This window comes from Sulfuricystis thermophila (assembly GCF_004323595.1).
GTDB lineage: Bacteria > Pseudomonadota > Gammaproteobacteria > Burkholderiales > Rhodocyclaceae > Sulfuricystis > Sulfuricystis thermophila.
Genome location: NZ_AP019373.1, coordinates 1 through 14,190, shown reverse-complemented (window position 1 = coordinate 14,190; position 14,190 = coordinate 1). Strand labels below are relative to the sequence as shown.

General features: G+C 60.0%; 11 protein-coding genes. 4 read left to right on the top strand and 7 right to left on the bottom strand.

Annotation, left to right across the window (positions count from 1 at the left end):
• Positions 1–128: 128 nt before the first annotated feature.
• The 3 genes from M52SOB_RS00050 to M52SOB_RS00040 are packed head-to-tail and all read right to left on the bottom strand — an operon-like array spanning position 129 to position 4,368.
• A complete protein-coding gene (locus M52SOB_RS00050) occupies positions 129–2,762 on the bottom strand; it encodes a molybdopterin-dependent oxidoreductase (RefSeq protein WP_131109690.1) in 2,634 nt (877 codons plus the stop codon).
• Between the two features lie 21 nt (positions 2,763–2,783).
• The gene (gene nrfD / locus M52SOB_RS00045) at positions 2,784–3,647 is read right to left on the bottom strand and encodes an NrfD/PsrC family molybdoenzyme membrane anchor subunit (RefSeq protein ID WP_131109688.1); all 864 of its coding nucleotides are present in this window, start codon (positions 3,645–3,647) and stop codon (positions 2,784–2,786) included.
• A gap of 10 nt (positions 3,648–3,657) precedes the next feature.
• Positions 3,658–4,368, bottom strand: coding sequence for a 4Fe-4S dicluster domain-containing protein (locus M52SOB_RS00040; RefSeq protein ID WP_131109686.1), 711 nt, complete (start codon positions 4,366–4,368; stop codon positions 3,658–3,660).
• 302 nt (positions 4,369–4,670) lie between these two features.
• On the opposite strand from M52SOB_RS00040, the gene M52SOB_RS00035 reads away from it, so the two are divergent.
• Genes M52SOB_RS00035 through M52SOB_RS00025 form a run of 3 tightly spaced genes read left to right on the top strand, consistent with a single transcriptional unit; the run spans position 4,671 to position 8,321 of the window.
• Entirely contained in the window at positions 4,671–5,528 is an 858-nt protein-coding gene (locus tag M52SOB_RS00035; RefSeq protein ID WP_131109684.1) for a substrate-binding domain-containing protein, read from the top strand.
• Positions 5,525–6,979 (top strand): sensor histidine kinase, encoded by a 1,455-nt coding sequence (locus M52SOB_RS00030; protein WP_131109683.1) that lies wholly within the window; start codon positions 5,525–5,527, stop codon positions 6,977–6,979. Before M52SOB_RS00035 ends, M52SOB_RS00030 begins: the two co-directional genes overlap by 4 nt.
• Complete coding sequence (locus tag M52SOB_RS00025; RefSeq protein WP_431306328.1) at positions 6,903–8,321, top strand: sigma-54-dependent transcriptional regulator; 1,419 nt, start codon at positions 6,903–6,905, stop codon at positions 8,319–8,321. Before M52SOB_RS00030 ends, M52SOB_RS00025 begins: the two co-directional genes overlap by 77 nt.
• Before the next feature lie 11 nt (positions 8,322–8,332).
• Here the strand turns inward: M52SOB_RS00025 and M52SOB_RS13855 are convergent, their stop codons facing one another.
• Positions 8,333–8,554, bottom strand: coding sequence for a hypothetical protein (locus M52SOB_RS13855; RefSeq protein WP_172601696.1), 222 nt, complete (start codon positions 8,552–8,554; stop codon positions 8,333–8,335).
• Between M52SOB_RS13855 and M52SOB_RS00020 the strand changes: the two genes are divergently transcribed.
• Entirely contained in the window at positions 8,553–8,912 is a 360-nt protein-coding gene (locus M52SOB_RS00020; protein WP_284155120.1) for a c-type cytochrome, read from the top strand. The genes M52SOB_RS13855 and M52SOB_RS00020 overlap by 2 nt on opposite strands.
• Positions 8,913–8,932: 20 nt before the next feature.
• On the opposite strand, the gene gyrB is transcribed toward M52SOB_RS00020, so the two are convergent.
• From gyrB to dnaA, 3 genes are all read right to left on the bottom strand, one after another.
• Positions 8,933–11,386 carry a DNA topoisomerase (ATP-hydrolyzing) subunit B gene (gene gyrB, locus M52SOB_RS00015; RefSeq protein WP_131109676.1) on the bottom strand — a complete coding sequence of 818 codons (2,454 nt, stop codon included), beginning with the start codon at positions 11,384–11,386 and terminating at the stop codon, positions 8,933–8,935.
• Positions 11,387–11,399: 13 nt separating this feature from the next.
• A complete protein-coding gene (gene dnaN / locus M52SOB_RS00010) occupies positions 11,400–12,506 on the bottom strand; it encodes a DNA polymerase III subunit beta (protein ID WP_131109674.1) in 1,107 nt (368 codons plus the stop codon).
• A 214-nt stretch (positions 12,507–12,720) separates the two neighbouring features.
• On the bottom strand, positions 12,721–14,109 hold the full coding sequence (dnaA, locus tag M52SOB_RS00005; RefSeq protein WP_131109672.1) for a chromosomal replication initiator protein DnaA: 1,389 nt from the start codon (positions 14,107–14,109) through the stop codon (positions 12,721–12,723).
• Positions 14,110–14,190: the final 81 nt, after the last annotated feature.

The following is a 14,190-nucleotide window of genomic DNA, read 5'->3' as shown; positions in this document are numbered from 1 at the left end:
TGCTGTGCGGGCCGCTGGCTGCGTTGCGCGGTGCTCGCTCCCTCGCCTAACTCCATGTTATGTCTCGGTCGCTGCGCTCCGTGCGCCTTGCCATCAGCCCGCTCGCGACGAATTTTCTTCACAAGCTCTCAGCCGTGACCTTCGTGCCCGACGCTCTCCGGCCCGGCCCAATTGGCCATTTCCGGATGCATCTTGCGGTGCAGGTCGCCGGTGTAAGCATAGCGCAAGCCTTCCTTGAAGACAGCCAGATGCTTCTCCCAGTCGCCATGCACATCGCCGTACTTGTCGTTCGGACCGGCTTTGGTGACCTTGACCACCGTGTCGTACCAGGCTTGCGAGCCGCCGATCGGATCCGCGATCGCCGGGATGATGTCGTTCGGATGGACACCCTTGTCGTCCCACCAGACGTTTTTCAGGTCGGGGTCTTCGGTGCCGCCGAACTGCGGCTTTTCGTTGAGCTTGAGCGTCGCCAGGCGCCCATATTCCCAGTGGCCGCAGCCGGTGGCGATCGCGACGGTCTTGGGATGGATGCCTTCGGTGACATAGGCCTTGGTGACGAGGTAACCGACCTTCGATTCGACGCGCACCAAGTCTCCGGTCTTGACGCCGATTTTCTTCGCGGTCTCCGTGTTGATCCACATCGGGTTGTTGTGGGCGATCTCGGCCAGCCACTTCACCGACGCAGTACGCGACTGCACGTGGACGTTGAACTTGTAGGTCGTCATGATCAGTTCATCGTCCTTCATCGTCTCGTGCCAGGGAATGCGCTTGAAGGTCGGCATCGGGTTGAAGCCATACTTCGCCCATTCATCGACGCGCACGTTGATCAGGCGGTTGCCGGTGGGGAAGCCCACATAGTTCTTACCGTTGCGCTGCACGCCGATGGCCTTGCCATTCTTGGTGATCACCCCATCCTTGCCGACCGTCGCGCCCATCATCTCGGCCGCCGACAACTCCTTCTTGTAGAGGTTGTACTCGGCCTTGATCTCGCGGCCGGTCCTGTCGGCGATCTTGCCGGTGGCCGGGTTGAGCTTGCCATAGATCGGCCAGACGCCTTTTTTCTTCAGGAAGTCGAGACCGCCGGCTTCCTTGAGGCCGGGAACGTTGTCGAAGTGCTGGCGCATGTAGTCTTCGCCATCCTTGAAGTTCCAGTACTGCTTCATGCCACGTTTGCCGTCCGGATCGAGCTTGTGGATGATGTCGCGCAGGATCACGCGTGTCTCGCGCGTCTCGCCCAGCGGCGCGATGATCGGCTGGCGGATGCCCAGCCAGGGCCACAGCGAGTTGGGCATCGACTCCGGCTCCCAGCGCTCGAGGAACATGCAGTCGGGCAGGATGATGTCGGCGAGCGCCGTTTCCTCGCCGATCACCGTGCTGATCGAGACATAGTAGGGAATCAGCTTCTCGTCCTTGAACAGCTTGCCCCATACGGCCATCCCGCCAGGGTTGGTGTAGGTCGGGTTGTCCATGTAGGTGAAGTAGACATTCACCTTGCGCTTGCCCTCGACGATGTCGAATGGCGTCAGGTGCGACACGCTGTGGCTTGCCAGCGGATAGAGCGGATGATGATGGTGGTTCGAATAGGCATGCTTGGCCGGCTTGGGCGGCTTCGGGTCGGGTTGTGGCCAGCCCATGCCGCGCGGCAGGCAATACCCCCCCTTGGTCTCGACGTTGCCGGTGAGGATCGGCAGCATCATGCAGGCCTTTTCGTTGTAGGAACCATAAAGGTGCTTGGCCGGGCCCCGGTAAGTGAACACCGTTGCCGGCTTGGCTGTGGCGAACTCGTGCGCCAGCCGCTCGATCGTCGCGGCCGGCACGCCGGAGATCTTTTCCGCCCACTCCGGCGTGAATTGCTTGTAGTGCTCTTTGAGCTCCTTGACTGTGACATTGGTCCAGGTATTGATGAAGTCGGAATCCTGCAGATCGTCGCGCAGGATCACATGACCAATGGCGAGCGCCACCGCGCCGTCGGTTCCCGGATGCACGGGGATCCACTCGTCGGAAAAACCGGCGGTGTTGGAGAGCCGCACATCGAAGGTGACGATCTTCATGTGGTTGTCGATGCGGCCTTCCGTGACGCGCTGTGAAAGCGGATTGTGGAAGTAGGAGGCTTCCAGCACGTTGGAGCCGAAGTTCAGCACATACTTCGTGTTGGCGAAGTCTGGCGTTTCGATGTCCGGGCCCCACGAAGGCTCGAGACCGACCTTCTTCGACGATTCACACACCGAAGTGTGATTCATCGTGCTGTCGGAGCCGAGCGTATGCATGAACCGCACCAAGGCGCCGCCGGTGCGATCCCGCCCCCACTTGAGCATGATCGTGTTCGGATCTTCCTTGAGCGCCGCGTCGAGCTTCTGGGCGATTTCGGTGAGCGCCTCGTCCCAGGTGATGCGCTTCCATTTGCCCTCGCCCCGGGCGCCGACGCGCTTCAAGGGGTAGAGGACGCGATCCGGGTTGTAGGTATACCACATGCCCGAATTGCCCTTCGCGCAGAGGCGACCGCGGGTTGACACGTGCTCGGGATTGCCTTCGAGTTTGACGATGCGGCCGTTTTCGACGTAGGCGATCGCGCCGTCCTGGATGTTGCAAACGTGACAGGTATAAGGAATGGCCTGGCGCTCCGCTCCGGTGACCGGACCGAAGTCCTTGCCGCCAAGCTCGTTTTCCATCGCCTGGAGCAACCGCGGCGCCGTGGCGGCCGCGGTACCGGTGGCGGCGCTGACCTTGAGGAAGGTGCGACGCGTGACTTTTGGCATTTCCATGTTTCTCTCTCCTCGAAACGGTCAGTAAAGGGTTTGCAGCTGCTGCGGGCCCATCAACAGCGCATAGCGCAGCGCGGCGCTGCCAATCAGGATCAGGAGCGCGGCGATCGCCAAGCCCGTCGTCTGCTCTTTCAGATGGGCAACGAAAAGCATGGCGGCGGGCGCTGCCGTGCCGGCGACGATGCCCAAGCCGACGAAGATCATCCCCATCGTGCCGGTGGTCAGGAGCATGAAGGTCAGCTCTTCAGCAGAACCGCCATAGTTGGTCGTGCCGAGAATGCCGACGATCATCACACCGACTGCAACCGTCGACCAGAGCATGAATTCACGCAGGATTTTCTGCGCCGCCTGATTGCCACCCGCGAGCAATGTACCCACCGCGGAACCCGATGCAATCGCCAAACCGACGAAGAGCACTGGCATGATCGGCGTGTTCCACATCGGCCGCGACTGATGTACCGACAGGTCATAACCGGTATATACCGGCAAGCCAAGCGCGAGGATCGCGGTCACCATCGCCAGCAGCTTGCCGCGCGCGCTGTCCTCGCCTTTCTTCAGCTCAAGGATGTAGAGGATCGAGCAGATGCCGAAGGCGACGATGTTGAGCGCGCCCCAGGCCAGCGGCGAGGTGAAGTGCAGATAGGCCGGATTGAGGATGTTCAGGAAGCGCATCGGCTGCGATAGATCGGCGATCAGCAGCAGGCCGCCGACGGCCAGCAAGCCGAGCGAACCGTAAGCTGCCTTTTCACGCAACGGCCGCAGTGCCGGCATCAGCCACGAACCATAGGACAGGAACGACAGGCCGGCGAGGATGCCGACGACGAAAAAGTAAATGGCATAGGTGGCGTGCCATGACACATCGTGAAACCAGACGTAATCACCCATGATGTCCCTCTCAGATCTTGAAGTGTTTGTTGAAGGCGGCTCGCTCGGATTCCATTACGTCGAGGCGGCGATAGGCATCGCGTGCGAATTCGGTGTGACTCCGATCGGCGCCGATGTAGAACACGTGGGGCTTCGTGCCCTGCTCGGGACGCAGCACCTGGGTCGGATTGTTCGCCACCAGGTAGGACACCTCGCTGTTCGGGTCGTTAAGGTCGCCAAAGACACGCGAGCGGCCGATACAGGTCTGCACGCAGGCCGGCACCAGGTTCTGCGTCACGCGATGGAAGCAGAAGGTGCATTTGTCGACGACGTTGGTGATCGGCGTGTAAGTGCGATGCGAAGGCAGCATGAAGCGCGCGTTGTAGGGGCAGGCCGCCATGCAGCTGCGGCAGCCGATGCAACGCTCATAGCGTTGCAAAACAAAGCCGCCGTCTTCGACCTTGAAGGTGGCCTCGACCGGGCAGTTGCGCACGCACGGGGGGTCGTCGCAGTGATTGCACAAACGCGGCAGGAAGTGTTTCTTCACATTCGGATATTTGCCCGACACCTTGTAGGGCACCCAGGTGCGATTGACACCCAGCGGCGTATCGTATTCGGCCTTGCAGGCCACCTGGCAGGCCATGCAGCCGATGCAGCGTCGCGTATCCACCACCATCGCGAAGCGCCGCTTACCGGCAACGCCCCTCGTCTCGATCGGCGAGACCCTCAGTTCCTCGCTCATCTGTTTTGTCTCCTCTCGTAGCAGAGATGCAAGTTTTTGGACACCTGACTGTCGTGGCACGGCAGCGCGCCACGGACAGTACGGCGAAGGCTATTACGCAACAACCGGGCCAGCTCGCCATCTAGGTGGCCAAGTCTTTGTGCGGACGAGGTTTCTTCACTGAGGGGCATTCACTCATGTGCCTGCCATCGTTACGCGCACGTAACGATGGCTGCGGTTGTTGCGCCGCAACCTGCTACGCTGGCGTAACGCTCATGTACCGCCCTCATCTATTCCATTTTTCCTCGCTTATCATTGTTCGCATGAGCGCTCCTTTACTCTCCCGCCGCCGTGCTTGTCAGGCGCTGCTGACCGCTGCGGCCATGCCGATCTTCGCCCGCGCACAAGGCGAACCGTTGCGCATTGGTTTGACACCGGTCTTCCTCGACGATCAGGTGGGCTTCCTCGCCCGTTGGCGCGAGTGGTTCGAACGAAAACTGAAGCGCACCGTGGCCTTCGTCCAGCGCGGCAACTATCGCGAAGTGATCGAGCTGATCCGGGGCGGCAAGATCGACTTCGCCTGGATCTGCGGCTATCCTTATGTCCGTTACCGCAACGAGCTGGAACTCGTCGCGGTACCGTTGTGGAACGGTCGGCCCTACTATCGCTCCTATCTGATCGCCGCTGCCGACGCCCCCTCGCTGCAGAGTCTCAATGACTTGCGCGGCAGAGTGTTCGCCTACTCGGATCCGGACTCGAATTCCGGTTTCCTCTACCCCCAATACCGTCTGATCTCGCAGGGAGAAAATCCCACCACGTTCTTTTCTCGCAGTTTCTTCACCTGGTCGCACCGCGGCGTCGTCGAGGCCGTCGGTGTCGGTCTCGCCGATGGCGGCGCGGTCGACAGCTATGTCTGGGAAACCTTGCACGAACTCCATCCGCGCTTGACTCAAGCCACGCGGATCATCGAACGCTCGCCGGAATTTGCTCATACCCCCATCGTCGCCCGGTCCGGCATCGGCCGGGACGATCTGCGCCGCTTTCAGGCACTGCTGCTCGCTATGAAAGATGATGCCGAAGGCGCGGAACTGTTGCGGCAGATGCGACTCGACGGCTTCGTCGTCGGCAAGCCCTCACTCTACGACGGCATCGTGCAGATGGCTGCCAAGGTGCGGCGATGAGGCGCCGTTTCGACGACCTCTCGCTGCGCTGGAAGATTCCGCTGCGCGTGATGCTCGCCGTGCTCGGCACCGCTTTTGCCGTGACCACTGCGCTGGTGACGCGCGAATACGACGAGATGCGTCAGAATCTCGAATCCCATGCGAAGAGCCTGGCCCGCGTGCTGGCCAACACGCTGGTGGCGCCGGTGCTACACGACGACATCTGGCGCGCGTGGGAAATCATCCAGTCGGCCCGCGATCCGGCCGCCATCGCCTTGGAGCTGCAAGCCGAGGTGGTATTGGTGACCGATAGCGAATTTCGCGTCTTCGTCTCGAACCAGCCACGTCGCTTCCCCATCGGCAGCAGCCCGGCAGCCGAGGGAGGGGTTTTTGGCAAACTGCGCGCGAGCACCCTCGAAGGCAGCCCGGGCGCGCAGAAAGTCATCGAGCCCGCCGATTCGCCCTATTACTTTGTCATGTCGCCGCTGGTCGCCGACGGTATCGTGCTCGGCCACGTCATCCTCGGTTATTCGAAGGTCTCCTTCCTGCCGCGTTTCTTCGGCTTGGTAGGACAGGCATTCTTCGTCACGCTGTTGGCACTACTTTTGATCATGCCGATTTCCTGGATCTGGGCGCGGCGCACCGGTGCACCTCTCGTCGCGCTGGCCGAGGCAATGCAACACGTACCCGACAGCATTGCGGAAGCCGAACTTGCCGACCTACCGAAAAGCCGTGACGAGATCGGCCAGCTCGGCGATGCTTTCCGGCGCATGCTCGCCGAGCTCAAGCGCAAGCAGGAGCTCGAAGAGCAGATGCTGGTCTCCGAGCGGCTCGCCGCGGTCGGCCGTCTGACTGCCGGCATCGCCCATGAGATCAACAATCCGCTGGGTGGCATGCTGACGGCGATCAAGACCTGGCAAAAACATGGTGGCAAGGATGCGATGGCAGCACAGACGCTCTCCCTGCTGGAGCGGGGGCTGACTCAGATTCGCAACACGGTTTCCGCCCTGCTGGTCGAAACCAGGATGCAAGATCGCTCCTTCGAGCCCGCCGACATCGAGGATTTGCTGATCCTCGTCGAAGGCGAGGCCCAGGCGCGGACCGTGCATATCGATGTCGAGGTGGACATTGGTTGTGCGCTGCCGCTCCCGGCGACCTTGGTGCGCCAGATACTGCTCAACCTGTTGCTCAATGCGATTGCGGCCGCCGCAGAGAATGGTCAGGTTCATCTCGGCGCCCACGCGTCAGATGGCAAGCTATTGTTGACGGTAAGCAACGACGGAGATTACATTCCCGACGAAAAGATGGCCTACTTGTTCGAACCATTCACCAGTGGCCGCAAATCCGGTCATGGTCTTGGCCTCTGGGTCGTTTATCAGATCGTGCGGCAGCTGAATGGCGGATTGTCCGTCGAAAGTCGTCCCGGCCATACCCTGTTCAGCGTCGAGATTCCCTATGAGATGCCCGCCTGACAGAAAACCGCGTTTATGTCTAATCGAAGACGACACCATCATGGGTGAATCGCTCACCCAGCTGTTCACTCTCGAAGGCTTCGACGTTTTCTGGCACCAGACTGGCGCAGCCGCCCGGCAGTCGCTCTTGTCCGAGCGCTACTGTGTCGTGGTCAGCGATATTCGTCTTCCGGACATCAACGGCGGTGAGCTGTTTCTGGAACTCTCCGCTCGCCAGTCGGCCCTGCCACCTTTTCTGTTCATGACGGCCTACGGCACGATCGACCGCGCCGTCGAATTGCTCAAGGCCGGCGCTGCCGACTACGTCACCAAACCCTTCGACGTCGACTTGCTGGTGCAAAAAGTCCGCGGGCTCGCCGAAAGCTATGGCGCCGGCGGCGACACGGACGATGTGAGCCTCGGTGTTTCCTCAGCGATGCGACGCATCGCCGAACAGCTTCCCCGCTTGGCGCGCCATGCCGCAGCGCTGATGATCACCGGCGAATCCGGCTCGGGCAAGGAACATGTCGCACGCCTGTTTCATCATCACGCCGTCGGCACGACAGGCGAGTTCGTCGCCGTGAATTGCGCCTCGATTCCTGAAACGCTGATGGAAGCGGAGCTGTTCGGCTATGAAAAAGGTGCCTTCACCGGCGCCGTGCGAGCCAAGCGCGGGCTTTTCGAACAGGCGCATGGCGGTACCCTGTTTCTCGATGAAATCGGCGAAATGCCACTCGCGATGCAGGCCAAACTCTTGCGTGTCATTCAGGATCGCCGTTTCGTCCGCCTTGGCGCAGAAAAGCCCGTGACCAGCGATTTCCGCCTGGTCTGTGCGACGCATCGCGATCTCAAGGCCATGGTCGAGGAAGGGCGCTTCCGCGAAGACCTTTTTTATCGCATCCACGTGATTCATTTGCGCATTCCGCCCTTGCGCGAACGTCCCGACGACATTCGCTGGTTCGTGCGTCATTTCATCGAGGAATTCAATCGCCGGCATCCCGACGAGCGGCGCCGCCTGGACCCGCGCACTGAACAGGCCCTGCTGAATTATTCATGGCCCGGCAACGTTCGCGAACTCAAACACGCGGTCGAACGTGCGTGCATCATGGCGAATGCCCCGCTGCTCGGTCCGGAAGCTTTCTTCGATACCGCCCAGGACGGTGAACACTCTACCCAGCCGGTGTCTGCTTCGCTTGCCGAATATCTGATGGCCTGCGAGCGTGATTATCTGACTCTGACGCTCGAGCGTCATGGCGGTCACATGACACGCGCCGCCGAAGCTCTCGGCATCACGCGCAAGACACTCTGGGAAAAATTGCGCCGACTCGGCGTTACGAAAGGAGACGAGCAGATTCCCGGCTGATGGCATGTCGGTTAATCAGTCTTCGCTTGGCCAAACCAACGTGGGTTCGCATTGGCCGGACTGCCTGACTGCCACACAATCCGGCCCAATTCACCGATAATTCGCCCGATGGCCTCCATGGGCCGAAGTTTGGCGACCATTTCCGGAAAGGGTAAAAAAATGATGCAAAAACGTAGTTCCCGACTGCTCGCGGCGGCTGGTCTGGCAGTCTTTTCCACGGCGGTTTTGGCCATGGGCAGCCACCCCAAGCCCGTCGATGAGGAAGCCGCCAACCTGCGCATCCAGCCGGTTGCCAAGGTCAAACTCGCGCCTCTCAGCGCCTCGGGTGCGGCAAAGGGCAGCCGCAGCGGCGAGGAGCTTTACAAGGCGGTTTGCAGCGCCTGTCACGAGGCCGGCGTCGCCGGAGCGCCCAAGACGGGCGACCAGGCAGCCTGGGGGCCGCGCATTGCGCTCGGTTACGAAGCGCTCGTCGCCTCAGCGAAGGCGGGTAAGGGCGCGATGCCGCCCAAAGGCGGTTCCGATGCGACCGATGAAGAGCTCGCTCGCGCCGTGGCATACCTCGCCAACAAGGCCGGCGCCAACTTCAAGTAACGGAGCGATTTCTCAAGCCCTCAAACGTCGATGTTGCGCGCGTAGAGGGCGTTATCCTCGATGAACTTGCGGCGCGGCTCGACGACATCGCCCATCAGGGTGGTGAAGATTTCGTCGGCGGCGATCGCGTCATCGATCTGCACTTTGAGCAGGCGCCGCACGCTCGGATCCATCGTTGTTTCCCAGAGCTGTTCCGGGTTCATCTCGCCCAGGCCTTTGTAGCGCTGCTTGGAGAGGTTGCGTTCGACTTCCTGGAACAGCCATTGCATGGCGGCGGCGAAGCTCGTCACCTGTTGTGACTTCTCGCCGCGTCGGATCACGGCATCGCTGCCGACCAGACCCGCGAGCAGGCGTGCGGTTTTGCGCAATTGCGCGTAGTCCCCCGAGACGAGGAATTCCTCGTCGATATGACTGATGCGTAGATTGCCATGGCGCATCTTCATCAGTCTCAAGCGCCAGCGTTCACTGTGTTCGTCGAAATCCGCTTCGATACGCAGTTTGTCTGGTAGCACGGCGCGCAAGCGCTCCGCGCTGTCTTTTGCCGCCGTCTCCGTGCTGAGATCGAGTGCGATGTCATGGGCGATCAGGGCGTGTAGAGCTTCGCTGTCGACGAAATCGGCCAACCGGCGGATGATCGCCTCCGAGGTCAGATAGCTGTTCGCCAACTCTTCGAGGGCAGTGCCTTCGATGGCCGGGGCACCCGCTTTTGGTAACAGCGCCGCGCCTTCCAGCGCCAGGTTCAGCAGATACTGGTTCAGCTCGTTGTCGTCCTTGATGTAGCGCTCGGTCTTGCCATGCTTGATCTTATACAGCGGCGGCTGGGCGATATAGATGTGGCCGCCTTCGACGAGCTCGGGCATCTGGCGGTAGAAGAAGGTGAGCAGCAGGGTGCGGATGTGAGCGCCATCGACATCCGCATCGGTCATGATGATGATGCGGTGATATCTGAGCTTCTCGGGCTTGTAGTCCTCCTTGCCGAAGCCGCAGCCGAGTGCAGTCAGCAGGGTGACGATCTGTTCCGAAGAGATGACCTTGTCGAGGCGCGCCTTTTCGACATTCAGCACCTTGCCTCGGAGCGGCAGGATGGCCTGGAACTTGCGGTCGCGTCCCTGTTTGGCCGAGCCGCCGGCGGAATCGCCCTCGACGATATAGAGCTCGCACAGCGCCGGATCTTTCTCCTGGCAGTCAGCGAGCTTGCCGGGTAGACCGATGCTGTCGAGTACCCCCTTGCGGCGCGTCATCTCCCTGGCCTTCCTCGCCGCTTCGCGTGCCCGGGCGGCCTCGACGATCTTGCCGGTAATGATTTTCGCATCGACGGGGTTTTCCAGCAGGAAGTCGGCGAGCTTGGCGGCAACGACTTCCTGCACTGCCGGTAGGGCTTCGCTCGATACCAGCTTCATTTTCGTCTGCGAGGCGAATTTCGGATCTGGCATCTTGATCGACAGCACGCAGGTGAGACCTTCGCGCATGTCATCGCCGGTGATGTCGACCTTGGCCTTCTTGGCGATCTCGTTTTCTTCGATGTATTTGTTGATGACGCGCGTGATCGCCTGTCTCAGGCCGGTCAGGTGCGTGCCACCATCGGCTTGCGGAATGTTGTTGGTGAAGCACAGCACCTGTTCGGCATAGGAATCGTTCCATTGCATCGCCACTTCAACGGCGATCGGTCCGGAAACGCCCTCGGCATGGAAGATGTTCGGGTGCAGCACGGTCTTGCTGCGATTGATGTATTCGACGAAACCCTTGACGCCGCCCGCGAAGGCGAAGTCTTCTTCCTTACCGCTGCGCTGGTCGATGAGGCGGATACGCACGCCGTTGTTGAGGAAGGACAGTTCACGCAGGCGTTTGGCGAGGATATCGTAGTGATATTCGACGTTGCCGAAGATCTGCGCATCGGCGAGGAAGTGCACCTCGGTACCGCGTCCCTTGGTCTCGCCGATCACTTTCAGCGGCGACACTTCGACGCCGTCATGCACTTCGACGATGCGTTCGGTGGGCAAACCGCGGCGAAACTCGATGAAATGCTTCTTGCCATCGCGACGCACCGTCAGACGCAGCCATTCCGACAGGGCATTGACACAGGAAACGCCGACACCGTGCAGGCCACCGGAAACTTTGTAGGAGTTCTGGTTGAACTTACCGCCGGCATGGAGACCGGTCAGCGCGATCTCTGCAGCGGAACGCTTCGGCGTTTGCCTGTCGTCATATTTGATGCCGACCGGAATGCCGCGCCCGTTGTCGGTCACGGAAATCGAATTGTCAGCATGGATGGTAACGACGATGTCGTCGCAATAACCGGCCAACGCTTCATCGACGGCATTGTCCACGACTTCGAATACCATGTGATGCAAACCGGTACCATCGGAGGTATCGCCGATATACATGCCCGGCCGCTGGCGCACATTGTCCGGGAATTCGAGCTGGGTGATCGAATCTTCGTTGTAACCGCTGTTTTGTGTTTCTTGTTCAGTCATCTATTTCTCACCGTCAGATGCGCATCGGCATCACGACATATTTGAAGCGTTCGTTCTCAGGCAGGGTGATCAGGGCGCTGGAATTGCTGTCGGCCAAACGCATCTCGATCATGTCGCTGCCGATGTTGTTGAGCACGTCGAGCAGATAATTGACGTTGAAGCCGACGTCCAGCCCATCGCCAGCGTAATCGATTTCCAGTTCCTCTTGCGCTTCCTCGTTTTCCGCGTTGCTGGAGATGATCTTCAGGCTACCCGCTGCGAGCACGAGCCGCACGCCGCGGAACTTCTCATTGGTGAGAATCGCGGCGCGCTGCAGCGCATGCTGGAAGGCTGCCCGGTCGAGGCGCACGATCTTACCCTGATGCTGCGGGATGACGCGCTCGTAGTCGGGGAACTTGCCGTCGATCAGCTTGCTGACGAACTCGACATTGTCGAAAGCGAAGCGCGCCTGCGTCGGCGCCAGGGAAATCTCCAGCGCTTCGTCGTTGTCGGCAAGTTGGCGTGACAGCTCCAAAACCGCCTTGCGAGGCAGGATGGCCTCTACCCGCTCCTGTTCGCTGCGCTCGATGGTTTCACTGGCAAATGCCAGACGATGGCCGTCAGTCGCCACCAGCCGCAGCTCATTACCCTGCACGACGAGCAGCAGGCCATTCAAGTAATAACGGATGTCCTGCTGGGCCATTGCATACTGCACCAGCGCCAGTTGCCGCTTGAACTGTTTTTGCGACAGGCGCAGCGTCAGCGTCTTGCCGCTCGCTTCGGCCATGCGCGGGAAATCCTCGGCCGGCAGAGTCTGCAGATTGAAACGGCTCTTGCCGGCCTTGAGCTGCAGGCGCTTCTCGTCGAGGGTCAAGCTCACCTCGCTGGATTCCGGCAAAGAACGCAGGATGTCCTGCAGCTTGCGCGCCGCGACGGTGATGGCGGTGTTTTCTGGCCCGCTGGAGCCGGTCGAAGTGCGGATCTGCATTTCGATGTCGGTTGCCAGGAGCAGCAATCGTTCGCCCATCTTCTCGATCAACACGTTCGAAAGGATCGGCAAGGTGTGCCGCTTTTCGACGATGCCGCACACCGCTTGCAGGGGGACCAGCAACTGGTCGCGAGGACCTTTATATAGAAGCATCTTGAAAACCCCTAGTGATGATATTGAGGGAAGGGCAAAACTGTGGATGAAGAGTTTAAATCCATATGAAACAATGGATTGACGATTTGCAGTGAGTCGTGGATAAGGCTGTGGAGATCTGTGGGCAAAGGTGAATGAAATTCTTGGGCGAGCGATTTGGTAGAGTTATTCACATTCTTTCCATAACTTGCTCATGCGGGTGTTGTGAATTTTTTCAGCCTTTGATGGTTTGCGAAAGCACGAGCAGATCCTTGTTGAGGAGACTGTCCTTGTTGCGCAACTCGGCGATCGTGCGGCAGGCGTGCAGCACCGTCGTGTGATCGCGGCCACCGAAAGCCTCGCCGATTTCCGGCAGGCTGTGGGGTGTCAAGTCACGGGCCAACCACATCGCCACTTGGCGAGGACGGGCGATGGCGCGGTTGCGCTTCTTCGAATACATGTCGGCGACCTTGATCTTGAAGTAGTCGGCGACGGTCTTCTGGATCAGTTCCAGGGTGATCTGGCGGTTGTGGGCGCCGATGATGTCCTTCAGCGCTTCCTTGGCGAGTTCGAGATTGATTTCGCGATTGTGGAAACGCGCGAAGGCGAGCACTTTCTTCAGCGCACCTTCCAGCTCGCGAACGTTCGAGCGCAGATTCTTGGCGATCAGGAAGGCGACGTCGTCCCCGAGTTCGATCGATTCGCTGGCTGCTTTCTTCTTCAGGATGGCGACGCGCATTTCCAGCTCGGGGGGTTCGATCTGGACGGTCAGCCCCCAGTCGAAGCGGGAAATCAGCCGTTCTTCGAGACCCTGGATGTCCTTGGGATAGGTGTCGCAGGTAATGACGATCTGTTTCTTGGCTTCGACCAGTGCATTGAAGACGTAGAAAAACTCTTCCTGCGTACGTGCCTTGCCGTTGAAGAACTGGATGTCGTCGATCAGCAGGACGTCGAGCGAACGGTAGGTGCGCTTGAAGGTATCGAAGGATTTTTGCTGATAGGCGCGGATGACATCGGAATAGTAGTCCTCTGCATGGAGATAGCGGATGACCTTGTGGGGAGAGTGGCGCAACACCTCGTTGCCCAGGGCGTGAATGAGGTGGGTCTTGCCCAATCCGACGCCGCCGTAGATGAACAATGGGTTGTATGAGGAGCCTGGGTTCACGGCAACCTGCTGAGCGGCGGCGCGCGCCATGTCGTTGGAACGACCGGTGACCAGGGTATTGAACGTGAATTCGGGATTCAGCCGCGTCAACCCGTATTCGGGCAGATCGACCGGATCGACGAATTTTTCCCTGCTCGCGTCGCTTTCTTTCCTGTCAGGCAAGATGGCAATGTCTTCGGCGACCTTGCCAGAGGATTCCTGCAGCAGGCCGGTGGGTTTCTCGTCGAGTGAGAGGTCGATCGTGATGGGTTCCGGGAAATGTTGTCGCGCAAGCGATTCGACGCGGTCGAGGTAGCGCTCGCGCACCCAGCGCAGGATGAAACCATTCGGGGCGAGCAGACGCAACCGGCGTTCAGCGTCGTCCGTCTCGACGCGCAGCGATTTGATCCAAGCGTTGAATTGCTGCGCCGGCAATTCGCTTTCGAAACGCGCCAAACAGTCTGCCCAGAATTCTTTCATTCAACTTTTTGAATTATTTGAATGTTTCTATCGATGACCAAGGATGGACGAGGACATCGCGGTCGACTCGGAGACTGATCG